Annotated in this window: 15 protein-coding genes; 13 read left to right on the forward strand and 2 right to left on the reverse strand. The window is 55.5% G+C overall.

From position 1 onward, the window contains the following. Positions 1–100: 100 nt before the first annotated feature. The 12 genes from NSND_RS17510 to NSND_RS17570 all read left to right on the forward strand — a co-directional run bounded on the left by NSND_RS17510 (position 101) and on the right by NSND_RS17570 (position 22,231). Positions 101–4,234, forward strand: coding sequence for a hypothetical protein (locus NSND_RS17510; RefSeq protein WP_143833608.1), 4,134 nt, complete (start codon positions 101–103; stop codon positions 4,232–4,234). Between the two features lie 12 nt (positions 4,235–4,246). Further along, positions 4,247–5,887 carry a hypothetical protein gene (locus NSND_RS17515; RefSeq protein ID WP_080880213.1) on the forward strand — a complete coding sequence of 547 codons (1,641 nt, stop codon included), beginning with the start codon at positions 4,247–4,249 and terminating at the stop codon, positions 5,885–5,887. Between the two features lie 314 nt (positions 5,888–6,201). After that, the gene (locus NSND_RS17520) at positions 6,202–7,149 is read left to right on the forward strand and encodes a hypothetical protein (RefSeq protein WP_080880214.1); all 948 of its coding nucleotides are present in this window, start codon (positions 6,202–6,204) and stop codon (positions 7,147–7,149) included. A 282-nt stretch (positions 7,150–7,431) separates the two neighbouring features. Continuing rightward, a complete protein-coding gene (locus tag NSND_RS17525) occupies positions 7,432–7,860 on the forward strand; it encodes a hypothetical protein (RefSeq protein WP_080880215.1) in 429 nt (142 codons plus the stop codon). An 850-nt stretch (positions 7,861–8,710) separates the two neighbouring features. Continuing rightward, the gene (locus tag NSND_RS17535; RefSeq protein WP_080880217.1) at positions 8,711–9,199 is read left to right on the forward strand and encodes a TIR domain-containing protein; all 489 of its coding nucleotides are present in this window, start codon (positions 8,711–8,713) and stop codon (positions 9,197–9,199) included. A gap of 249 nt (positions 9,200–9,448) precedes the next feature. After that, entirely contained in the window at positions 9,449–11,104 is a 1,656-nt protein-coding gene (locus NSND_RS17540; RefSeq protein ID WP_080880218.1) for a CBASS cGAMP-activated phospholipase, read from the forward strand. Positions 11,105–11,387: 283 nt separating this feature from the next. Then, positions 11,388–14,390 carry a WD40 domain-containing protein gene (locus NSND_RS17545; protein ID WP_080880219.1) on the forward strand — a complete coding sequence of 1,001 codons (3,003 nt, stop codon included), beginning with the start codon at positions 11,388–11,390 and terminating at the stop codon, positions 14,388–14,390. 622 nt (positions 14,391–15,012) lie between these two features. Further along, entirely contained in the window at positions 15,013–17,766 is a 2,754-nt protein-coding gene (locus tag NSND_RS17550) for a TIR domain-containing protein (RefSeq protein WP_080880220.1), read from the forward strand. Positions 17,767–19,096: 1,330 nt separating this feature from the next. Further along, a complete protein-coding gene (locus NSND_RS17555; RefSeq protein ID WP_080880221.1) occupies positions 19,097–19,462 on the forward strand; it encodes a hypothetical protein in 366 nt (121 codons plus the stop codon). Between the two features lie 103 nt (positions 19,463–19,565). After that, the gene (gene ada / locus NSND_RS17560) at positions 19,566–20,654 is read left to right on the forward strand and encodes a bifunctional DNA-binding transcriptional regulator/O6-methylguanine-DNA methyltransferase Ada (protein ID WP_080880222.1); all 1,089 of its coding nucleotides are present in this window, start codon (positions 19,566–19,568) and stop codon (positions 20,652–20,654) included. A gap of 325 nt (positions 20,655–20,979) precedes the next feature. Continuing rightward, complete coding sequence (locus NSND_RS17565; protein ID WP_080880223.1) at positions 20,980–21,420, forward strand: response regulator; 441 nt, start codon at positions 20,980–20,982, stop codon at positions 21,418–21,420. 142 nt (positions 21,421–21,562) lie between these two features. Further along, on the forward strand, positions 21,563–22,231 hold the full coding sequence (locus NSND_RS17570; RefSeq protein WP_080880224.1) for a hypothetical protein: 669 nt from the start codon (positions 21,563–21,565) through the stop codon (positions 22,229–22,231). Between the two features lie 71 nt (positions 22,232–22,302). Here NSND_RS17570 and NSND_RS17575 read toward each other — a convergent pair whose 3' ends face one another. After that, positions 22,303–22,641, reverse strand: a complete 339-nt coding sequence (locus NSND_RS17575) for a hypothetical protein (RefSeq protein ID WP_080880225.1) — start codon at positions 22,639–22,641, stop codon at positions 22,303–22,305. Positions 22,642–22,651: 10 nt separating this feature from the next. Continuing rightward, entirely contained in the window at positions 22,652–23,281 is a 630-nt protein-coding gene (locus NSND_RS17580) for an MOSC domain-containing protein (protein WP_235000296.1), read from the reverse strand. Between the two features lie 233 nt (positions 23,282–23,514). Between NSND_RS17580 and cynR the strand changes: the two genes are divergently transcribed. After that, the gene (gene cynR, locus NSND_RS17585; RefSeq protein WP_080880227.1) at positions 23,515–24,411 is read left to right on the forward strand and encodes a transcriptional regulator CynR; all 897 of its coding nucleotides are present in this window, start codon (positions 23,515–23,517) and stop codon (positions 24,409–24,411) included. Positions 24,412–24,771 lie beyond the last annotated feature (360 nt).

Raw genomic sequence — 24,771 nt, forward strand, 5'->3', positions numbered from 1 at the left:
GGGAGCCGACCTGTTGGACCAGAGATTGCCTGTGGCTCTCCTGCCGTTGAGACTCGAAACTCGCTACTTTGATGATAATACTAGAAATGTGCACCGTCTCTTGATCCGCATCTACCCGGACGATATCCACGTTGATGGTCACGAACAACCCTTGACAGCAAAGGAGTCTGCCGCCTGGGGAAGCTATTGGAACAGATTGCGGGCTCCCACCACCTCCGATCGCCACACCGCACTTGATCTCTGGCGGCAGCTGGTGGCGGAGGTAGGGTTACGAAGGGCGCTCTATCTGGCAACCCTGGACGATGCCAAGAGAGTCGGCAGGCGTCCGCTGGCCTGGTGTACCTCTCCCAAAGCTTCCTGCCTTCCGGACCGTTTCATTGCGCACATCTGGCTAAGTGAACCCGACTCGCTGGAATATAGACGGCCCGATCTCATCATTCCGGCGCTCAATCTGGTAACCGAGCCTCTGTTCCTGGGCCCAGATCCATGGAGGGACACCGCAGACACAAGCCTGCTCGGCAGCGCTGCAGCCTGGATGCATGACTTCAAGGCGGCACTTGTGGCAGGCATGGGCATTGACGTGAATTTAGGGAGCCCTGATGCAATTGTCCATCGTCTCGTCGTAGTCGGTGTCCGTGCTAGTGTCGCGGGCCAAGCACAGGCAGACGAGTTTGCTGCTCTCCTGCGCGCGCATGAACTCACCAACGGACTCGATATCTGCCCCCCAGGCTCTGCAACGAACGCTCTGCCGGGTGAGCGGCCACTCTACACGAGCACCCCTTCGCTCGAGCAGCTCTTTGATGACCAACTAGTTGGCTCCTTGGCACCGCCCCGACGCCCGATGCGCAAATACCAACACATGGAACCAACCTCGCCTTCCCCCGGGATTGATCGGCGCACTGCAAGCTATCGACTGAGCTTTGCTCTCGGGTTGCCACCCCAGGCATTGGGCTATGTAGAACATGGCGCGGCGGTTCGCGATGACAAGCGTGGGCCTGCCGTCGATCTGCGGCGAGTGATCCGGATGCTGGTAGAGCCAGCCATGCGCACCGCACTAGGTGATCAGGTGTCGAATGATGCACTTGGCTCGGTCCTCAGTCGCTATGAGGCAGCCAACCAGCTCGAGCCCCTCCCGAATCTGATGATCGGCGAGCAGCCGTATGGCGTCCTGCCCATCTTGGTCCAATCATCCACACCTCCTCAGGGCTTTGACCGGGTGTTGTCAACACTACGACGTGAAGTGTTTGCGCCTGCCGTCGCCAAGGTGCCCCGAGTCGGGAACCTCCAGGGTCAACCTGCGTTGCAAGTTCTGCTCGACATTCTCAGGACTGATGCCCATATCCGACAGATCAAGGTCCGCCTGGCCCTCTCGGGAACTCTGGCTGAAACCGCAGCTACGCGGCTGCCGCAAGCCGAGCGCAACACACTCAATACTGCCCGACTCGGAACGATAGACCTCCTCACGAAGATGGGCATGGCTGATCCAGCACGTGCACCGGGACTCGACATGATCTATATCGATCCGGCACCACTCTCTCGCATACACTTGGTGGCGCCAGCTGACGCCGAAGAACGAGACCAACCGCAAACCTATCTCGCCTGGCTGCACGAAGAGTTGAGCCTCGATGACATTCTGAACGAGAACTACCCTCCACTTCCCGTTGGGCGAACAGATGGGAAGGTGCCTAAGTCAATACTGTTTCACCTGTGCCGACAGGCCGTTCTGATGGCTGCCCATGCGGATATGCTGGAACGGTACGCGAATCCCACTTCCCCACTGGCGGTAGATGTGGCCAATAACCCCGAAAAGTTCGATGCTGACGGCCAACACTGGGCGACGATCTCGACAGAAATGAATTTGTTGAGAGTACCCCGTCAGGGGCCACATTCTCTCCTATATGCGCCAGTTCCCGACGCATCGCGCTCGGTATTAATACATCAACTGCTTGGTCGCCTGCGCCAGGCCGACCAGAGTGAGTTGGAGGCGGCGCTGGGCGAGGCATTGGGGCCGCTCACGCACCGGCTGGATAGTTGGCTCAGTCTTGCCGCTGCTGAACAGATTGGCGCAATCCGGAATGATGGTCGCTTAGTTCCGTTCTTAGGCGAAGGCTATCCAGCCGGACTTGGGATCGGCGCATACGGGCTGGTCTGTCGCATCGAACGTGGGAATACCGTTTCGGCCGGTCACGTGTTGGCACCCGGCCTAAATCATGCGGCAGCCGCTGGGGTGTTGCTCTCCGCCGACCTTGCAGATTGGGTGTCCCGACGCGGATCCAGTTATGCAACGGATCTGTCGTCGAGTCGCATTCGAGTGGCGCTGGACCTGCTTGATGGTGTCGCCAACGGCCAGCCCTTGGCAGCGCTGTTGGGGTACCGGATCGAACGGAGCCTGGTGGAAGCGCAAGGAACAGCCCCATCACTGATCGCTCCGCTTCGAGCGGTGGCGCCTCTCGTGGCACATCGCCTGACCCAGGGTGCAGAACCAATGGAGGACGTGGCTGCGAATAATGTGGTTGACGGCCTGGTGTTGCTGGCACTTGCAACTCGGGAAGAAGCTATAGTTCCCGACGTGGTGACGCTCAAGAATGCGTTCATAAGCAAAGGTGATGACAGCCTCACCAACCTAACCGCTATGGAAAGAGACGCATTGCAGGCAGCGCTTGTGGGTGCTGCCGATGGCGTGAATGCGATGAGTGATCTTCTCTTGTCGGAAGGGGTGTTTCAATTAGTGCGCGGGAGCAGTGCGCGAGCGAGGGCAGCCGCCAACGCCATGAGTGGCGCCCCGGTGCCGCCGGGCGATATTGAGGTGGCGCGCACACCCTTACGGGGAGACGCGGTTCAGCATCGGATAATTACTCTCCTCGACAGCACGACTGTTAAGCCCGGCTGGGACCAGACTCCGCGGGCCGTGGCCGACCCCGCCGCAAACGCATGGGTCGCGAGCCTGCTGCCGGCTCCGAGCGCCATTCGGTTTCTGGTTAAGATTGGAACCCCTCCCCAGACGCACGAGACAAATCTGGCTGAAATGCTGCAAAACGCGCGCGATCCACAATCACGACGGACTGAGCTCGCGTTGAGTCCACTCGACGTGCTCCTATTCGCACAGGACATTGTACCGGACCCATCGGGACAGCTAGAACAACGCTTCTTCGCCTTGGCTGAGCTCATGCGGCCTAAGGACCAGCCTAACGCTCCAATCCAAATCGACTTCGATCGGTCTTCGGATTGGCCGATCGAAGCGTTGAGCTTACGCGAATTATTAGCACTCGCCGTGCCTCTGCGTGCATGGCTGTGTGGATGTCGGCCGCTTCTCCCTACCGATCTGCCGGTCGACGGCGCAGTCGACGGCGCCGATCAGGTGGATCGACTTGATAAGGCTCGTAACGATGTGAACGACGTTGTCACCAATTTGAAGGACGTGTCGGCTATCGTCCAGCTTGCTGCCCTGCGTCGCGCTGAGCTGGTGGGCGCATCCGCTGGGAGAGTGCTTGATCTGAACGCTCAAGTTCAAGCGGTTCATGCCGAGCTTGAAGCTCGACTGAACACAAACACAGCCGGTAAAGGCTGGCGGGAGTGCATGAAAATCCTATTGGGTGCAAGCCAGCCAGCGGTGCCAGTGCTAAGTGTTGCATCGGAAAGTGTGAGGAGTGCGCTTGAAACTGCGCTAGGCACGACTCCGGGAGACCTGCGCAGGTTCCTGCAGCGTGCCTCAAGAGTACGGGGAAAGGTGGCGGACTTGGAGGCTGCGCTTTCTTCCTGTGAGATGGTCACAGGCAACAAGGAGTCATTCTCGTTGGCTGTCGCACAAACACCCTGGACTGAAGGCGAGCGTTGGGTCGGACTGAAAGGTCATGCGCCCGTTGGCCGAACTGGCATCGTTGCTGTATCTCTTTCCACGGGCAGTGAGATTGGCAAGGGTGAAAGCATCTCAGGCTTGTTTGTGGACGAATGGAACGAGGTCATACCTGCGGACAGCGTGCAGGGTGCCGCCGCATTTCATTACAACGCGCCATCAACGGCAGCTCCCAATGCTATCCTGCTTTGCACTCCGCCGTTGGAAGGCTGGCGGCTTCCCGATCTGGTAGCAGCAGTAAACGAGGCTTTCCACTTGGCGCAGATGCGTGCGGTCGATCCGGACCTGCTGGGTGCGGTAGGTCAGCTGTTACCGGCTCTGCTGTTACGCGACCGAATGATGCCGGGGAGTCTCTTGCAGCGTCTTTCGGTGGCAGACTGAGAGGAAAAGGTCATGCGTGATGTATTCGCGAGAATAGAACCCCGCACTCGATCCGACAGCTTGGAGCCGGGCATCGCCGCACGACTGTGGGACCCGGCATGGATGCTCGCCCGTCAATGGGTGCTGGGTGAGTTGGACGGCGAGGATGCTGGTACGCCCGTCAGTGCCATTCTGGAGGTGGACCATCATGCCGTGACACATGCGAGCTGGGAAGGCCAAGAGATCCCTTTTGACCCAAAGGCTGTACCCCTCGATGCCATGATCGAAGGCGATCGGATTTACAGTGCATCTGATTGGGCCTTGCGCCAACGGGTGGAGGCTGGCCAAACTCTGGTGAGAGCTCTGCGTTCGGCAGGCTTCACCAGCTTGGTGAGCGAACTTCTCCAGATATATCCCTTGCGAGAGATGAACGCTGATCAGGTAAAGCGTGAACCGCGTGCGGCTGGCCTCCAGGCATTGGCCGTTGGCCGAGTACCCGATGGCGAATCCATTTATAAGAAAGCTCGTGAGCTCGGACATCTTCCCATCCTTGGCCAGCAGGGAGATCCGGCGCAAATCCTATCCGACTGGCTCGTGGACCTATCATCCCAATTTTGTGAACCACCCTCACCTCCTCTTGGCGGAGCCAAAGGAATTCCACCGGTCTGGGACAAGTCTCGGTTGGATTATAGCTTCTCGGTGCGTTGCGCAAGTCTGTCAGACGAGTTCCGAGTATTGGAGCATCGAGGACTGCGAATGGATTGGTATGGTTTCGAGCAAATCCAGGCTGGTAATCAGGCAACTGTCCAACCGAATCGCCAAACGGTTACCCGCGTACCGACACCGATCCGGTTCGGAGGTATGCCAGAACCTCGCTACTGGACTTTCGAGAACGCCAACATCGACCTCGGATCGGTTGAGGCCTCATCGACCGATCTGGCCAGAATGGCGATACTGCAATTCGCTTTCGCCTATGGCAATGACGCATTTCTAATCCCAGTGGCCCTGCCGGTGGGCGCATTCAGTCGGATTGTTAGCCTAAAGGTTGCGGACACGTTCGGGCAAACAACTGCGATTCTGCCCGCGATGCGGAGACAGACGCTTGATCGGAGTGCCTGGTCTTTCCTGGCCATTTCAGAGACAGCTGGTATGCCTGGCAATTTGTTATTCGTTCCTCCGGTTGCCGACCATGCGCAGTTTGGCGTGGTTCTAGAAGAGGCGACGTTGCTACGGGATGAAATGGCCAACTTGGTTTGGGGGGTCGAGCGTAAGGTGGAGGGTGAAGATGGTCGACCCTTAGACCGTGCGCAGGCCCTGCAGAGAGAAACCGACGCACCTCCTGAGGCACTCGCAAATGGTCCATTGACCTACACCTTGCAAACTGGTGTACCGGCTAACTGGTTTCCGATCGCCGACGTGCCGGGTCAGCCTCGTATGATGAAACTTGTCCCTTTCGATCAATTTTCTGAAGGTCCGCGCGGACGTCTTCTACCAGCGAAGGGTGGTGAGATTTTCGAGGAAGAGGTGCCCCGAGAAGGCGTACGATTGTGCCAGCGCTATGTCATGGCCCGATGGTTTAACGGCGAAACGTTCGTTTGGCGCCGAACGGAGCGAGCGACAGGGCGAGGGGAAGGTTCGAGCGGCTTGCGGTTTGATATCGCGGAGCCTTCCTAGTTCTTGAAGGGATCCTGGGATGTATAGCCGATCTGTGACACCGTGGTAGCTATAGTAGGTTGACGGTATACCGTGTTCTTTTGGTTCGTGTCAGGAACTCCTATACCCATGGCAATAGTTTGTAGACTGAGCGAGCGAATCAACCAGGGGCGCATCAGCTGAATGCATGTGGATTTGTTCCGAGATGTTTCCTGGCTCCCATTGGTTGGTATGTGTCACAGCACGTTCGTTGATCTATAGGCCTATTAAGGCTTACTGCTCACGATTCAAGAATGTAAATACCTAATATTATTTCCTGCGAAGTGGCTCGGACAATGCAAAAGAAACAAAACGGAAGTTCTGTAATTCAATTCCTGAAAGATTATAAGTTGAGCTCTGTGTATTGCATTTACTTCATCGCCATATTGGCATCGTTTTCCCCGGTAAGAGAAGCGCACGCAAGAAAGGATACAATTGAAACCGAATATGAATCCCGCGAATACAAAATGCTACTGGATGCGTCGAGGTTCTCTAAGGATACGGACAAAGCTGCAGAAGTATATTTGGAAACGCAACTCAAACCGCTAATGAGCGCATTACATAAGCCAATAGCGGTTAAAGGAAGCTTTTTCGCTAAAAAAGACCGTTCAGTTCGATTCTTTGATACCACCTCATGCCAACTTAAGGGAAACGGGTACATCTTACGAGAACGTAAGGATTCAGAAAGTTCAAATGAACTTGTTTTGAAATTTAGAAGCCATGATTTTTTATTGGCAGCAAGAGCTGATATCGCAAGAACAAAGTTAGAGGAAGATGTAATACTGTCCGAAAACAGTCACGAGATATCCAGAAGTTCGTTTGGAAGCTCAACTAAACGAACTGTTGATAAAAACACACCGATGCAGAACCTGAAAGATATTTATGAGGTGTACCCTTTTTTAACACATTCCGAACTGCCCAACGGAGGGGAGCTGCATGTCGTATCTGATCTGATGATTCATGAAAAATTGTACGAAGGCCCCACGGTTGATTTAGGAAACCGCCGAGCAATGTTTGCGATCTCGCTTTGGTACGTTAAAAAAAGCGAGTCTCTGGTTCCTATCCTAGTCGAGTTATCATTTCAGCATGACCTCGATAGAGGCGAAGATCGCGTAGAAAATTCCGTCCTTATTAAGGCGTGGGATATATTTGCCAAGTTAAGGCAGTTGAAATGGGTCAGTAAAAACCAATCCACCAAAACTCAATACGTTTATGATTATGCAAATTTTTGTGGGTCTGGCTGACAATGACCTTCTGGTTGCTATGATTGCTTTTATCCTTCTAACTTTCAGCTGCTTCTCTCCGAATAGGTTTTGGTATGTCGCGGGATTTCGTTAGTGACTCATCAGTGGGATCCCACGTATGGGCTGTCTTAGAGCACGGAATGCTCTCTAGTGCCCATGAATTAGCCTGATTTTGGCAGGAGTATAGACTCGAGGCGTTGAATTTCGACTTAAGCTCAGGTCCCCGGGGGCCACCGTCTTGCGCCATTGCAGGTCGTTCTCGCTGAGGTGATGGAGGGGAACATGGCCAAGGACAAGATGCACGACCTAGTGGTGCTGCTTCCGGGCATCACGGGTAGCGTGCTGCAGAAGGACGGCGAGGATCTATGGGCCATCTCGGGGCAGGCGCTGTGGGCCGCGTTGCGTGACCGCCGCGAGCGGATCGCGAACCTTCGGCTCTCTGAACACGGCCCCGGGAAAAACGTTCCTGACGATGGAATCCGTGCTACGCGGGTGATCCACGACTTCCACGGCGTCTTTGGTTTCTGGAAGATAGACGGCTACGACACGATGGCTAGGCTCGTCACCGAGAATTTCGAGGTGAAGGCGGGGTCGATCCATGACCCTCACGACCGCGAGAACTTTTTTGAATTCCCCTACGACTGGCGGCGCAGCAATCGCGAGTCAGCCGTTGCGCTCGACCGTTTCCTTGGCCAGCAACTCTACCGGTGACGTAAGTGGAGCCATTGGAAGGAGGCAAAGGTCATCCTGCTCGCGCACAGCATATTCAAGACAATGTTTTTGGCGTTCCGTGCTGCTGGCGCTCAGGATTGGCGTTCCAATCCAGCTATCGCGTTGGGCCATAAGGGGGCCCATCACCGGCTGCAGTTCCACGACATTTTCCCAAGGCTGTGCTTAAGGACGCGTATACATCCCGCGAAGCAGACGACATTGCTAACCTGTCATTCATCACGGGAAAAACCAATTGGGCTATCAGTGACAAGCCCCCGAGTGAGTATTTCCCACCGATTATTCAAAAATCAGGGACTGCGGCCTTGGAGCTTCAGTGTATACCCACAGACCTTTCGTTGTTAGGAGTTGATAGTTACAAGAAGTTCCTGGTCGAACGACGAAAGGCGGTGAGTCAGCGTCTGAACGAGTTCCTGGGAACAACCCAATCCTAACTATGGCATAGAACCTCCCGGGAGGCTTTCTCTGCCATCCATTACTGGAGACGGTAAGGTAATTCTGAACTCATGCAGCCTAAAAGGCTCTATAGCAGGGCTAGTACTAGTACTTGTATTTTGTCTCTGTAAGGCTCTCTCGCAACTAGAACTTTCCGAGTATTTGAGATAAAGTTGCTTTCCAGTTTGTCTGTGCAACCTGTCTGAACGCGCTGAGCGGTTGCCAATCAGGATCATGCAAACTAGCCAAGATACAAGATACGCATGGAGCCTCTCGCCTGGCGAAGCCTTTTCAGAAACCGATATCTCTACGACTCGCGCAGTCAGGCGCGTACCTGCCGTACTTACTGGTTGTAACATATCGAGCTTATGTACCTACTCAGGGATAAGGAGAACGAATGGCTAGGGATCCGGTGTTCTACAGTTTCCACTACGACAACGACGTATTTCGTACCCAGCAGATCCGAAATATGGGAGTCGTTGAGGGGGATGAACCTGTATCGCCGAATGACTGGGAGCAAATCAAGCGGCGGGGCGACCAAGCGGTCGAGCGTTGGATCGAGGAAAGCATGAAATACAAGCGATGCGTCATTGTCTTGGTCGGGTCGGAGACATCGACTCGACGGTGGGTTAGGCATGAGATTGAGCGGGCGTATAGTTTGAGTAAGGGATTATTTGGAATCTATATCCATAATCTCAAGTGTCCGCGCGTCGGGCGATGCAGTCAAGGTGTCAACCCGTTCGACGGCTTCACGATTAACAATGGAGGGCAGCGCCTATCCAGTGTGATCCCATGCTACGACCCTGGCCACGATGCCTACAACGGGATCTCAGGAAATCTCGCCATCTGGGTCTCTAGCGCAATTACCGCAGCCCAGTACCGATAGAGCAATCAGGATGTGTTGCCGGGGCGCCGTGGGAATTTAGGTTGCCGCCATTATGCTCCGCGGTTTGACTGGTTATAACAATTTTCATACAAGTAGTGGCAGGTTCCGGGATCAACCTCTCCTATCGGTGCCACTTACTCTTAGCCAAGCTCCAAGTTACGTCACATATTGGATACTTGCTGATAAGTAGTGAGTACCTGTCTCGCGCAAGTGCATCGGTAAGTTGGCTGCACCTAAGGCGGATAAGACATGCGATCACCTTTGCTGGGAATACGGGTACACCTTTCGGGTTCAATTCCAGAGGATGCGACCGATGAGCAAGTTAAGTCGATATCTTCATTCGTCGAAAGGTTTGCCTTGGCAGTGCTGAGAGATGGCGGGACGCTCATGCATGGTAGTCATCCAAGCTTTGATATGCCCCTGAAGGCTGCTGGCGGTCGGTTCGTTGCTGCCGGCGGTTCGAGGGATGCACTAATTCTAGTCCGCGCTCAAAAGTTTGCCACTACGAGCGAGCAGTTCCATGAGATAGAGGCACAGCGTCAATATTCCACAGTTCAAATTGTGCCTGCGGTCGTCGGAGACATAAACCAAAGCCTGGTTCCTATTCGGGAGTGGATGGCAGAGCATTGCGATGTGGTCGTGGCGATTGGCGGACGACATTGGGATGTAAATAAGGCCTTGGCGGGGGTTCCGGAAGAGCTGGAGGAGACTCTCGCTCGGGGGAAACCCGGATTTGTCCTTGGGGCGTTCGGGGGAGCCATTGCTGGATACCTCCAAGATAACAATACGATCTTTTACCGACTACGGAATGGACTCACCATCGACGAGAATCGCGCAATCTCTGCCAGTAGTGATATCACTTACTTGGTCAATAAAATCATCTCTCAAATTCAGCTTTTGCCACTGATTCGTGAAACTGTCCAGGGCGGCCGCTTATTTCGAATTCTAGCCTTAGATGGAGGCGGGCTTCGTGGAACCTTTACTGCTGCCGTTCTTGCCAAGTGGGACGACATGATCAAAAGTGGTGGAGGCAATGAAATCGTCAAACATTTTGATTTAGTGGCTGGCACCTCGACCGGGGCCATTCTGGCCATTGGACTTGGGCTAGGGCTATCCCCATTGCAGATTCTTGATTTTTACCGTACCAAGGGGCCACAGATCTTTCCAAAAGACCGCGGCCTTCGCCATTGGCTGAGATCCAAACACGAGTCATCGACATTGCGTGCCACACTCGCAGAGGTGTTCGGAAACAAACTGCTACGGCATTCCTGCTGTCGGCTTGTTATTCCAACTGTGCGGGCGATACACGGAGAGGCCGAATCTATCGTGACACCCCACAGCTTGGACCGCACAGGATTCTCGGAAATCTCTGCGGTGGACGCAGCCCTGGCATCTTCTGCTGCTCCGACATACTTCGATGAAGCGGTTATAGAAAGTCCGGTTGCTGCAGCGAGTTACCTCGACGGGGGAATTTGGGCGAACAACCCAGTTTTACCGGCGATCGCCGAAGCCATGCGGCATATGAATATCCCGCTAGACAGGGTTGATGTTTTGAGTGTTGGGACGATCGGGAGCGAGATCGACTTTACTGAGTCACTCGGTAAGGGTAAGGCTGGATGGGCACCGACGAGCGCTAGTCTGTTCTTTGCAGCGCAGGAACACGCAGCATCTTTGCTGGCAGATGGCTTCTTAAGCCGCGCCCGCCATTTGCGTGTGAATCAACAATCCCCCAGTGAGATCAAGCTTGATGATAAGGAAGCCATCGAGGACATGGCCCTGCGCGGAGCCAACGTCGGGCAGGATTCATTCTTGACCGTCCGATCACGCTTCCTCGATGGCTTCCATGCCGCTGATTGGCGTCAACGAGATAGTACGGGACACGCAACAGATGATCATCGCGCCTGACGCCTTTAGGCCAGGCAATGAAACATCACTTGCTTAGGGGAGCAGGCCAGTTGCACACCTCCGCATCCCTTAGTTAAAAAAGGCCGCAGCAAACCACCCTCCCGTTAGGAGCTACGGTCCAGCAACACGTCCTGCAAATGGTTGTATTCCTACTCGGGTGTGTTGACACTAGTAGTCCCCAGAGGTAGCCTATCGCTCCTGTCCAGCGTCCGCGCAGCGTCATCCTAGGCATCGGTATCAGTGCTGAATCGTTCTCCGCTGTCTTGAAGATAGGCGAGGTCTAATGTCACGAGCAAAGAAACCTCCTCAAAAAGAACCGCCTCAAGGATTTTCCCTCCAAAGTTCGCTGAAGCCCGACTACGGCGGACAAATCACTCGAATTGTTTGGGCTCCGGATGGATCGAAATTGGCCTGCCCCACTCAAGGGGGGTCCATCTGGTTTTGGGCGCTAGACTCGAACAGCCCGTATTGGGAATGCGAAGGTCATGCTCCGTATTGGACAAGTTGTGTGACTTGGCTGTCCTCCGATGGTTCTCTGATCGCGTCGGGTTCCAATGACAAACGTGTCAAAGTATGGGACACAAAGACCAGGGAAAAGTTGTGTGAGCTCAAGGGACACGGATCATGGATTCTCAGCTTAGCTTGGTCTCCTCACAGTAACGTTCTGGCCTCTGGGTCCAATGACAACACTATTAGACTTTGGAGTTCGGTCGATTGGAAAGAAATCGGAACCCTCACCGGCCATTCTGGCGCAGTTCATAGTTTGGAATGGTCACCAGACGGGCAGCGGTTCGCATCCGGTTCAGAAGATTTAACTATTCGGCTATGGAATGCGGAGAATCAACAATCTTCCATCCTCTCCGGTCACACAGAGCCGGTCATGAGTCTTGCCTGGTCTCCCGATGGCGGACGGATCGCGTCAGGCTCAGGCGATGGGACGATCCGCATGTGGGATGCACAGACTCGTCTCTGTCTGAACATTATGGAAGGGCACGCCCAGGGGATTACCAGTGTGTCCTTCTCACCAGACGGCCTTTTTCTTGCCTCAAAGTCATTTGACAATACGATTCGGCTTTGGCGCGCCGACACCTATCAGGCAGTAGGGATCTTGCGAGAAGAAGCCGCCAACGTGCTGGTCCCAACCTCTGGTATTGCCTTCAATCCTCAATCGGGTTTGCTGGCAACTTTGGGTAACAAGGACACGGCAGTTCGGTTGTGGAAACTCGATGCGGAACGATTGGCGGCGAAGTCTTTTCGAACGGACCAGCATTTGTATCGAAATGCCAAAGTAGTAGTGGTCGGGGACACCGGCGTTGGAAAGTCGGGTCTGGCACTGGTGCTGACTGGGGAAAAGTGGAAAGAGACGGGATCAACCCATGGCCGGCGAGTTTGGGTTTTCGAGAATACTAAAATCGTCGATGATCGAGGACGGACGGAAACCCGAGAGACGCTGCTGTGGGATCTGGCCGGTCAACCGGATTATCGATTGATTCATCAACTCAATCTGAACGAAGTCGCACTCGCCCTGATCGTCTTTGATTCGAGGAGCCAGACCGACCCATTTGCAGGCGTGCGGTACTGGGATAGGGCGATCCGACAAGCGGCTCGAGTACTGGGCGACACGGTCCGCCCGATCACCAAATTTCTCATCGCCGCACGAATGGACGTTGGAGCGATCGGCGTCAGCACGGACCGCATCGACAATCTGAGGCAGGAATGCGGATTCAGTCAATATTTCAAAACGAGCGCAAAGGAAGGGTGGCACATTACTGAGTTAGCGGAAGCGATTCGTCAAGGAATCGACTGGGAGACGCTACCACAAGTCACTTCGACTGAGCTATTTCAGAGCATCAAGAGTTTCCTGGTGGCGGAAAAGGAATCCGGCAGACTTCTCTCCACGTTTGATGATCTCTATCGATCCTATCAGCTCTCGAATGGAGCGGAAGCCACCGATCAACTCCGAGGAGACTTCAATATTTGTATCGGCCGCATCGAATCACAAGGGTTGATCAAACGGCTGAGCTTTGGAAACTTTATTCTCCTCCAGCCAGAGCTACGGGATGCTTACGCTTCCGCTATGGCCAATGCCGCGAAGGATGAGCCGGATGGCTTGGGTGGTATCAATGAAGAGCGCCTCAAGTCCGGAGAGCTGCCTCTTGCCAGCGATGAGCGGATTAAGGACCGCTATCAGGAACAATTATTAATACTCGCGACCATTGAAGAGCTCTTGCGCCATGAAATCGCGCTCCGTGAGAGCAGTGCTGATGGAACACTGCTGATTTTCCCGTCTCAGCTTACTCGAGAGAATCCGGATTTGCCTGAGTTGCAGGGAGAGGCGGTGGTTTATAGATTCGAAGGAGCGGTTCAGAATATATATGCTACCCTGGTGGTTCGACTGTCCCACAGCAACATTTTTAGAAAAAAGACGATGTGGAAGAACGCTGTAACGTTCTCTACCCGAAGCCTCGGTGTCTGCGGAATCGTATGTCATGAAACTGGAGAAGGCCGTGGTGAGCTGAGGGTGTTCTTCGATCAAACAGCCACACGGGAGACCCGGCTGCAGTTCGAGGAATATGTAGAAACCCATTTGTCTCGGAAAGCGCTCCCAGGTAGTGTTGAAAGAAGACGCATAGTTTCCTGCACTACTCCCGAATGCGGGCAAGTGTTCACCGATGAACAGATCATGCGCCGGAAAGAGAGAGGGTCACACACTATCAACTGCCCCGTGTGTGACGCTGTTATTTCCCTCTCGGACAGTCCGGAGGCTGCTCCTGAGTATCCGTCAGTGACCTGCGAAATTGACGCGGCTGCGGAACTGCAACGTGAACGTGAAATGGGCCGAACGAGGGTACAAGCTAAGGAAGCTTCGGGCAATTTTGACGTATTTCTGTGCCACAACAGTTCGGACAAGCCGGTCGTCAACGCGATCGCCAGCCAGCTGAAGGAAAAGGGGATTCTGCCCTGGCTTGATGAAGAGCGATTGCGGCCAGGGCTTCCATGGATGCAGCAATTCGAAGAGCAAATCGAAAGTATTAAATCGGCGGCAGTGTTCGTTGGAGCCAGTGGAATCGGGCCTTGGCAAAGTCAAGAAATCTGGGTATTGCTTCAGAAGTTCACTCAACTACGATGTCCGGTTATCCCAGTGTTATTGGAAGGCGCGCCACAGAAGTTGGAGTTGCCCATCTTCCTGGATATCAATACCCTGGTCGATTTCGGGAAAAGGGAACCTGAGCCACTGGAGCAATTGATTTGGGGTGTCACCGGCGAGAGGCCGAAGGCGTTGTAAACAGCGATTAGCTCTGAGAATGGTCAGCGCCCATTTGAATGGAACTCCCCACGAACTGGGCCTCGCAGTGCAAACACCCTCCAATCCCGTTGGGGATTTAAACCCGTGGCACATGACTAGGCATCCGTAGGTACTAACGGCCACAGCGATGGTTAAGTTGAGATCTCTGCGCATTTCAGGGATGAAATTCTCTCCTCCCTGGGAGCGAGATGTGAAAACCCTTGAGCCCCAACAGATATGCTGACTGAGAAAAAGCACTCAATGGATCGGATCTTCGGCACAAAGGACTCCTTCGCACGTCAAGGCGCTCTAGGCATCTATAATTCACTGTAGTGCCATTCCATGCAGCGATCATAGGTCAGTGTTCACTCAAGTCGACGACAAAATGCACTGTTGATTTTACTTCTAATTCGGCGTAGGAACTACCCGCCCTGCCCCAACAGGAAACTGGTGTTAGCTTAGAACGTCTCAGTTTTCCATGTTTATTCCTGAAGCAATAGGGAAATTTAACCTACTATCGGCCCCCTCAGCTTCTTGCGTCTTAAGCGTAGGACTGAGAAGAAATGCGCGGCGACCGATCTACCTGGGGCCTTGATCACTTTCTGCATAAACCTGGTTAAACGTGAGCGATTCCAACTTCAACGCCGAAAAATTTGATGTCTTCTTGTGTCACAACACCGAGGATAAATCGGAGATACGCAAGATCGCAGATGATCTGTCTCGCAGAGGACTCAAGCCATGGCTGGACGAACGGGAAATGCAGCCTGGAAAACCATGGCAAGCGATCCTTGAAAACCAGATCGAAACCATAGAAGCAGCCGCGGTCTTTGTTGGAAAGAGCGGGTTAGGCCCCTGGCAGAATATGGAAATGCGGGCCTTCATCAGTGAATTTGTCGAACGAGCCTGTCCTGTTATTCCAGTGATCTTGCCGTCAGCAGCGGAAACACCGAAGCTGCCCATCTTGCTCAAGAGTCTGCACTGGGTGGATTTTCGAAACATTGACTCAGACCCGCTAAAGCACCTTATCTGGGGAATCACCGGGAAGAAACCTGATCATCAAGAAACCAATGACTCACCCTCAAACGACCTTCAGATTCCACGTGAAGCCAATGGGAAAGACCTGCTTCCTTCAAAAGCGACACAAACCATTGAGCTTCGCCTGCCAGGAAACGTGGAGGAGTTCTCACCGGAACAGCAGCTAACGTTGATGCAGTCACTCAGTGCCCTTCTCAAAATCGGCGAGGTCAAAGTAACCAAAGTTGTGGCGGGCAGTATTCGATTGTATCTGGAACTCAAACAAGAAGATGCGGACAAGCTGTATTCTGCGAGCAAGGCAGGACGGCTCAATGGATTGTCTATCTCGGACGCGCGGCTGTACCCCGCAATTGCCATCCCTCCCCCCCAGGAACAGCGCGCGCAACTTCTGATTCTTTTGGATCGCGTGCAGGAGTATTGGGTGGATGGGGTGCTTAAACATTCCCTTCACCATGAAGTCCTGATTTCTCTGGGCAAGCACGCGATGGACGAGACCGTTGAACCGCCGTGGAAGCACGTCATCGCATTACCGGCTGACCGTCGCCTCCTTCTCCTGCAAGATCGCAACATCAACACCATCTTTGATGCGACGGGCCTGCTTCTCATCTTGGGAGAGCCGGGGGCAGGAAAGACTACTAGCCTGCTGGAACTTGCTGCCTCCCTTATTCAAAAAGCGAAAAATGATCCGAAGGAACGAGTGCCCATCGTGTTGAATCTGTCCAGTTGGGAAACGAAACAGTCCCTCGAAGAGTGGATGGCGGTCGAGCTGTCAGCGAAGTATCGCGTTCCGATGACGATCGCAAGGACTTGGTTGACGCAAGACTATCTCGTGCCGCTGTTAGATGGGCTGGATGAAGTCCACACTGCGATACAGCCCGATTGCGTGGCGGCCATCAATGCATTCATCGAGAACAACAAGCCGTCTGGACTGGTCGTGTGTTGTCGCCTGGCGGAGTATCAGTGGCTCCCCGAACGCCTAAGACTGAACGGCGCAGTCTGCATCGAACCGTTGAGTGCTCAAGACGTGCACAATTTCCTGGCGGCTGGCGGTTCACAATTGGCTGGGCTGCAACAGGCCCTGGGCACCGATCCTGTTTTACAGGAACTGTCTCAGACACCGCTGATGCTCAGCATCATGAGCCTTGCCTATGAGGGAGCCGAGGGTGAAGCTCTGACCAGACATAGAGCCGATTCACCAAAGGTGCGTCGAGACCACATTTTCCGACTCTACGTCAAACGTATGTTTGAGCGGAAAGTATCTATCACGTGTCCATTTTCTCAGGATCAGATCATGGACTGGTTGTCGTGGCTGGCTCGACAGATGAAGAAACAGGCTCAGTCTGTGTTCATGGTGGAGGAGCTCCAACCCCGTTGGTTGGACTCGACTGGCCAACGGCTAGCCTATGAAGCCGTGACGGCATTGAGTGTCGGGCTGATCGTTACACTTGCCGGCGAGGCGAGTGCCGTGCTGCTCGGAGGGCTAACCGAATTGTTGCTCGATTGCCTGAAATACGGCTCGATAATCGGATTGAGCATCCTCCTGGGTTGTCGGTCGCCATCGACGGTGAAAAATATCGCAGTCAGTGGGCTGGTCTTCGGGTTGCTCGTCGGACTGCTCGGCGAGCTGCTCGGTGGGGCGGCGAACAGAATAGTTGGACGGCTACCTGATGCGTTGGCTGTCACTATCTTGACGATAAGGATGCTTCTCATTGGCCTGCTCGGCGGCATTATTGGCTCGCTGAATGAAATACGTCTCATTGAAATCATGAGGTGGCAATCAACGCAGTTCTGGAGACCGATGGTTTCAGGATCGGCAATTGGGCTGCTGCTCGCCGGGTTGCTCGACGTAATGAACTTCTTGCTAACGGAGCACTCGGATGCGTTCGGCGGGGACAAATTCTGGAGCTTTGGGTTCTTCGGTGGGTTGTTCGGCGCGGTTTTCGGGGGGCTGAGCGATTCGGTCAGGGTTGACAAAGTCTCTCCGAATCAAGGAATTAGGTTGTCCCTCAAAAATGGGCTGGTTGCACTATCAGTCAGCTGGCTACTCTTCGGACTGCTCTTCAGTTTGGCCAACGAACCGAGACAAGCAGCGGTTATCGGGCTGGTATTCGGACTCGGCATCGGACTCAGTCGTGGCGGTTCAGCGGTGCTGAAACATTATTCACTACGATTGATTCTTTGGACAACCGGCGCCACGCCCTTACGGTTCATTTCGTTCCTCGACCACTGCGCGAAACTTATAATCCTGAAGAAGGTGGGTGGTGGCTATATGTTTATTCACCGGACTCTACTTGAATATCTTTCGGAACTTCCTGACCGGCCACGGCATACTCGTTTTTAACAAGCAGGCCTGATCTTCGAGTGCCTCACATATGATCTTGGCTGTTCTGAAATCGACCTTCTTAGGTGCGGGACGGAAACACACTACAAGCGGTCGTACTTGGCCGCGTCACAGAGCATCGTCAGACTTGAAAGTATGTGCTCTCCGATACCTCCAACCGTGGCTTCGCGTCTATGCGAGGATTCGAACCACCCCGCCCCTCAGGCTGAGATGCTAGTCCAGTGTTAGCCGGATCGACAAATTGGGCTGGCTACCTCTCTGATAGAATCCCGGCCGTACTCAGATGTTATGTTGCTCTTGTTCGGTCATTGACAGAGTTCTCGTCTCACTGCGGAGGGGCTGCCGCCAGGCTGGGGAATTCTGGCCCCACCACCACGCACGGATTATAAATCTAGGTGGAAATGTGATGAACCGAGCCCTTCACATTAATGTTACTGTTGGCCGCGAACACCATTGCGGCAGCAACCTACTTTGAAGAGAGCTGGTCGGACAATGCGACTGCTTTTCGTACAGTTTGTTACGGTTGTCACAGAGCCGACACCTCCCTACGACGAATGCTTGCAGGACCAAGGCTGAAGATTCTGGGCATTGGGCAGCTCAATCAATCTTTCGGCTAAGTTTGCAAATCAGGGGTTTTGAAGAGTAATCATCCGCTTTCTTTTGCGAGTACATGCGTTCGATTTCTTGTATGCCTTGCGATAGTACTCTCGGTTAGCACGTGAGAGATGCGGAAAACCTTCCGATCTTCGTCAGGCTCCCCTCAAACCTCGTTAGGGGACACTAATTACCCTATAGAAATGCACTCACACGCCAGCTTGCGACTGCTTTTCAATAGGGTGTCCTATATCGGACACCCTATTTGTAAGCCATTGTAAAACCGTGTATGAGATTGCAAAGGTGCAGCCCATAAGGTCTTGATTTTACTTATCGCCTGGGGCCCTTTTAAGGCGAGGGTCCTGGGTTCGAATCCCAGCCGACTCACCATTCAAATTCGGCATTCCTGTAATCCCCGCTAGTGCTCCTGAATTCATTAGCCCGCTGCTTTTTCTCCGACGTGAGTTCCGCTGATTCGGCAGTCCATCTTTGCGTTCGCCGTTTCACCTGGACTGCTCGCTGTCTGTCGCACATTCAGTCATCCACTTGCCGCGTGCGTTTTAGGGTTGAGGATGCTCCGGCAGACGTGCAAGATGTCGATTCACGTTCTTATAGTTTGCTCTGCCCGGTAACTCCCAGTACCGATCCTCAGAGACATCACAACCATGGTGCTCCCAACGTGGGTATCACATTGCGTGGCCAGTGGCGGCCGCGCACACGAAAGGAATGACACGTGATGACGAGACGACTTTCGAAGCAATGGCAGGTCCGGGGCTGGACTTGTGCGGTGCTGTTGGCGGCGACGTTCACCACCGGCTGCATGCATCATCCAGGCGGCATCGCGCCTTCGACCAAGCCGCTGGCTCCTGGCGGCTATACCGAACTGGGCAAGGTGCGCGGGCAGGATTGTGTCTATCACCTGCTGGGCCTCATTCCGGTGACGGGTGGCAATGAGATGAGAAATGCGGTCGAGGATGCGCTTCGCACGAAACCCTTGGCGGATGCGCTGGTCGAAGTGACGGTCGACGGCTATTTCCAGTATTTCATTCTGTTCTCGCGAGCCTGCACGCAGGTGTACGGCACGGCCGTCGAAACCAAATAGGCGGAGCCGGGCTCTTCTCGAATTCGACAGCAGGATCCGGAGTGTCGCGTGGGCTTCTGTCTGCTACCTTGTAGTGACTCATGCCAAGGTGAACGGAGTGCCTATGACATCCTCGACCTCGACTACACGGCAGATCAACCGGACCATCAGGCAGGACCCGCGTTGGGTGGCCATCCTGGCCCGCGATCCTGCCGCGGACGGCACCTTCTATTATTCCGTCAGGACGACAGGCGTGTATTGCCGTCCTTCCTGTGCGGCGCGGCAGCCTCTGCGGGAGAATGTCCGGTTTCATGCGACCTGCGCGGATGCCGAGCAGGCCGGGTTCCGCCCGTGCAAGCGCTGTCGGCCCGAGCAGCCCTCGTCGGTTGATCGGCAGGCGGCAATGGTGGTCGCCATCTGCCGGTACATTGAGCAGGCCGAGCGGCTGCCGTCTCTCGGTGAGTTGGCGCACCGCGCGAAAATGAGTCCGTCCCATTTTCATCGGGTCTTTACCTCCGTCACGGGCCTGACGCCGCGAGGGTATGCCGTTGCGCACCGCGCGACACGGGTACGGTTTGAATTGGGGCGTGATCGTCCAGTGACGGAGGCGCTTTACCAGGCCGGATTCAATTCGTCCGGGCGATTCTATGAAGCCTCGAATGCCCTCCTGGGTATGACCCCGTCACGCTATCGGGCCGGGGGTGCACAGACCAAGATCCGGTTTGCTGTGGGACAGTGTTCATTGGGGGCGATCCTGGTGGCTCAAAGTGAGCGTGGGGTCTGCGCCATTCTGCTGGGCGATGATCCGGATGCGTTGACGCGGGATCTTCAGGACCGGTTTCCCCGGGCGAACCTCACCGGTGGGGATGCCGCGTTTGAGCGGCTGGTCTCAACCGTGGTCGGCTTCGTGGAAGCTCCGGGGCGAGGGTTGAAGCTTCCGCTCGATATTCGGGGCACGGCGTTTCAGCAACTAGTGTGGAAGGCCTTGCAACGAATTCCCGTGGGTTCGACGGCGACGTATACCGAGATCGCGACTCGCATCGGTTCGCCCAAGTCCGTGCGAGCGGTTGGGCGGGCTTGCGGGGCGAATCCGTTGGCGGTCGCCATTCCCTGTCATCGAGTCGTGCGCAACGATGGTGGCCTCTCGGGCTATCGCTGGGGTATTGAGCGCAAACGGATGTTACTTGAACGTGAGTCGAGTGTGGCCCCGTGAAGCGCAAAAAGTAAAACGTGAAAGGTGAAACGTACCTCTGCGGACGAGAGACCAGCGACGTTTCACGAACGACGGATCGTGAGGACAACCTCTTTGCGGCGCCCTCAACCTCATCTCCGCGGGGAATGATGGTGCTTTTGCACCGCTGGTGGTGGGGTTCCACCACCCGATTTCATCGATCCCCGGATGTCCGGCTATCCATCCAAGGCGAACCAGGCGATTTGGCGTGACCCTGTTCACCCCACGCTGCAGGCGTCCTCCTTGCATTCTTTGCACGATTGAATGGTGTGAGAAAACCCGTTGTGAAGGGCGAGGGGAGGTCACCATGGGAATGGCATGGCCGTTCGGATTGGTTGCAGACGAGAAGGTCTGTCTAGGGCGGGTACTGGTGGTGGACGATGAAGATTCCATTCGCAGCCTGCTACGCATGACGCTGGCTCAGGCGGGGTACGACGTCGAGGAGGCGGAGGACGGCGGGAGGGCGGTTGAGGTCTTGAACAGTGGCGACAATCCGTTGATGGTCGATGTCATCATTTGCGATATCCGGATGCCGCGTATCAACGGGGTCGAGGCCATTGCCTATTTCCGCGCCCAATATCCTTCCCTCCCGGTCATCGTGTTGACGGGGTATCACGATGAGCAGTTGGCCAGTTCGCTACGCAAGCAAGGTGTGGTGGAGTGTTTGGAGAAACCGGCGGAACGGGAGCAGATTCTCGCGTCTGTGGCGCAGGCTATAGCCGGACGACGGATCAGTTTTTATCCGTGAGGTGCGGTCTGGAGAAGGAGCGAACCCCGTCGCGTCTCGCCAGGTCTGTTCGGTTCACGTCCTTCCTGTTTGATTTTCCACCGGCAGCTTCTTAGAATCCTCCGTGCGCACACACATCGCTTGATCAGGAGGACCAGCATCCATGTTTCACTTCATCGTCCGATCGTCTCCTCACATCCCGCTCCGTCACCTCATGGCTGCAAGCCTGGTCGGCCTGCTGTTCATCGGTCTGGCTCCGTCCCCCCTCAATGCCGCCCGTGGTGGAGGCAAGACCGAGGTGTTGCCGGTGCAAAAAGCCGCGCCGGCGGCGGTGATCATTGAGGGGCTCGGTAATGAAGCGGAGTTGCGACGCCAGATGCGCGCCAAGAACGGGGTGGCTGAACTCGGGGCTTCGACCGCGCAAGTGATGTTTTCGCAAGCGCCGACTGGGACGTTTGGATTCATTGTGCCGAAGCTCCTAGGCCTGGCCTTAGTGACGCAGAGCCCGGATCTCGCCGTCGCTCGCGTGGCGCCCGCGGAAAATGCCTACGAGATTCACAAGCTTGCCGACGGGAGTGGAATGTTGGTCGGATTCATGGGCGCGGAACTGATGACCCAGGTGGCGCCGAGCCAACGCCCGAAGAATGTTCGTATCGCGCTCCATTCCAATCCGTCGGAAAAGGCGCCCCATATCGTGGCTGTGCCGCTGGTCAAGCTGGTGGCAGACCGGATGCCGATCCGGCTCGACGCAAAGAATCCGAATGGTCCTGTATTGCTGGATATGGACCTGCAGGGTAGTTCGACGCGTGCATCGACCCAGGGTGGGCAGTAGACAGGTAGGCTATTGGCGGGGAGGCGGCATTGCGGCCTCCCCGATCGCTTCTCTCGTGACGCGCCCCGGTCCTACTCTCCCACCTTCACGGTAATGCTATCCGTAGCGGTCCCGGCGTCCTTATGATCGTGGTCGGCGATCTTCACCGTAATCGTATGCTCCCCCTTGGCCACGCTGGTAAACGTGCCCTTGAAGCCCTTCTGATACGCGCCGTCGAGGTAGACGTGCGCGTGATTGCCTGCCGGCGCGTTCAGGATTTCATACTTGATGTCGAAGGTCTCCGAGACCTTCTCGCCATTGCGCGGGGAGAGGATATTGATGGTAGTCGTATTTTCAGCGGCACACCAGGAATTCAGGGCGAGGGTGGCGCCGATGGTCAGTGCACAGGCGGAGAGAACCAATCGCTTCATGGAAACCTCCTCAGAATGATGATGACGAAGAATGAGTCGTGCCGAATCGTCGATGCTGCGGGTCAGGCCCTGCCTGATTGTGGCATCGCTGCCGCAAGGTCTGTTGCCAGCTTGCGGAAAGTAACGGGCAGAGGCTCAGGTGTTCGGCCGCGGCCAGATTGTTCCGTTCATGGTGCATGATCCGATTGGCGGTCGCGACCGTCCATTCTGGGCAGGGGCGTTCCATGAGCTGCAGGGGCGCGCCCGGTTCGACCGTACCTTCCTGGATGACCCGGAAATACCAGCCTGTGAAGCCGGTGCGTTCCATTTGTACCGCCAAATCTTTGATCTGCCAGCGACGGGCGAGTTTCCAGCAGGGCTGTCTGGGTTGAGAAATCTGCACGACGGCCGTACCCGCTGAAAAGACGTCGCCGATGCAGACATCGGCTTCCGTGAGCCCTTCCAGTGTGAAATTTTCGCCGAACGCGCCGCCGGTGAGACGATGGGGCGGCAGGATCCCGCGCCAATACAACCAGTGCTCCGACGGATAGGCACAGACCGCCTTGTCGACGCCTCCGTGATGGACGAGATCCGCCTGTCCATCTCCTGCCAGATTGTGCCGGCCAAGTCGGATCTGGCCCGGGGTAGAGCGCTTGAACATCCCGGTTGTCCAGGGCGTTGAGTCCGGATCGTCCGCACAGTCGCTGTGCTCACTGGACGGGAGCCCCACCTGGATCGATCGTATGAGCCCGCTTGTGTTTTGCACAGCCCCGTCCCTTCCGCCACGAGTTTTCCGCTTTTCCCGGCCGCAGTCAACCTAGTGCCCGGGACGAGAAGGCGTCAAAGCGTTTGTTCTGATTAGTATCATCACTTCCATTTATGATAAAACGCGGCATGGAATTTCGCCATCTCCGGTATTTTCTCGCCGTGGCCGATGCGCTGCATTTCACCAAGGCCGCCGAAAGGCTGCCGGTTTCCCAGCCGGCGTTGTCCGCGCAGATCAAGCAGCTGGAGCAGGAAGTGGGGGTGCCGCTGTTCGATCGCGTGGGGCGATCGGTTCAATTGACGCGGGCCGGATCGATTTTTCGCGAGCATGCCCGGCGGGCCTTGCGGGAGATGGAACTGGCGCAAGTGGCGATTGCCGAGGAAGAGGGGCTCCAGCGGGGGACCCTCACGGTCGGTGTCGTTCAAACCGTGAACGCCTATCTGATTCCCGAAATCGTCGGCCGCTTCTCGACCCTGCATCCGCTGGTATCGCTCAAGCTCGACGAACTGTCCGGTCCGGACATTGAGGCCGGCGTCAAGAACGGGTCGCTGGGTGTCGCTATCGGGTTCGTGCCGGTGGTGTCGGACCGCATCGAGAGCCAGCCGCTGTTTGAAGAAGACCTTGTGTTGATCGCCTCCCCCAGGCACCGGCTTGCCGGGCGCCGGCACCTGTCCCTGTCGGCCCTGGGGCAGGAGTCGTTGATTCTGCTGCCGAATATGTTCTGCACCCGACGCTTGTTGGATGAGTGTTTCGAGCAGGCTGGTGTCCAGCCCAAGATTATCGTGGAAATGAATTCCATCGAGGGGATTCTGGCGACCGTTCGCAGGAGCAACCTCTCCACGGTCTTGCCGCGCTTGTCTCTCGGGCTGGCGCGTAACCGGACGCTCCGAGCCATTACGCTGAAGAACCCCACACCTCGTCGAGGCATTGGGCTCTTATGGAAAAGGGGAGGCTACAGAAGCGGGGCGGCCAAGGCGCTGACCGATCAGGTGCGGGCTGTCGTGGGTGAGCATTGGCGGTCATGATGGCGTTCGCCGGTTCCTCTGACTCGCGGGCCTTGTCATAGTCGGCGGGGAGTCGGCTTCAGGCCGCCTGGAATCAGCCTCCCGATACGGACTGCCTACCATGTGCCTGTATCACCTGTTCATGTGCGTGGACACGTGGCCCCCGGGTCTTGCCGGCATGGGCGTCGAGGCGCAATATCTGTGGTCCCGCGGTCAGATAGGGTATGATAGCAGGGGGAAATCAGCCGGCATGAAACGTCTCACATGAGAAGGGCTCATGTCTGTGCGCGACGATGGAACGACGACCTGGCTGTTCGCGAGCGTGGGCGGTGAGCAGGTGACGCAGCAGGCGCAGGTGACCAAGGGACGGAAGGAATAGCG

The sequence above is a fragment of the Nitrospira sp. ND1 genome, assembly GCF_900170025.1.
GTDB lineage: Bacteria > Nitrospirota > Nitrospiria > Nitrospirales > Nitrospiraceae > Nitrospira_A.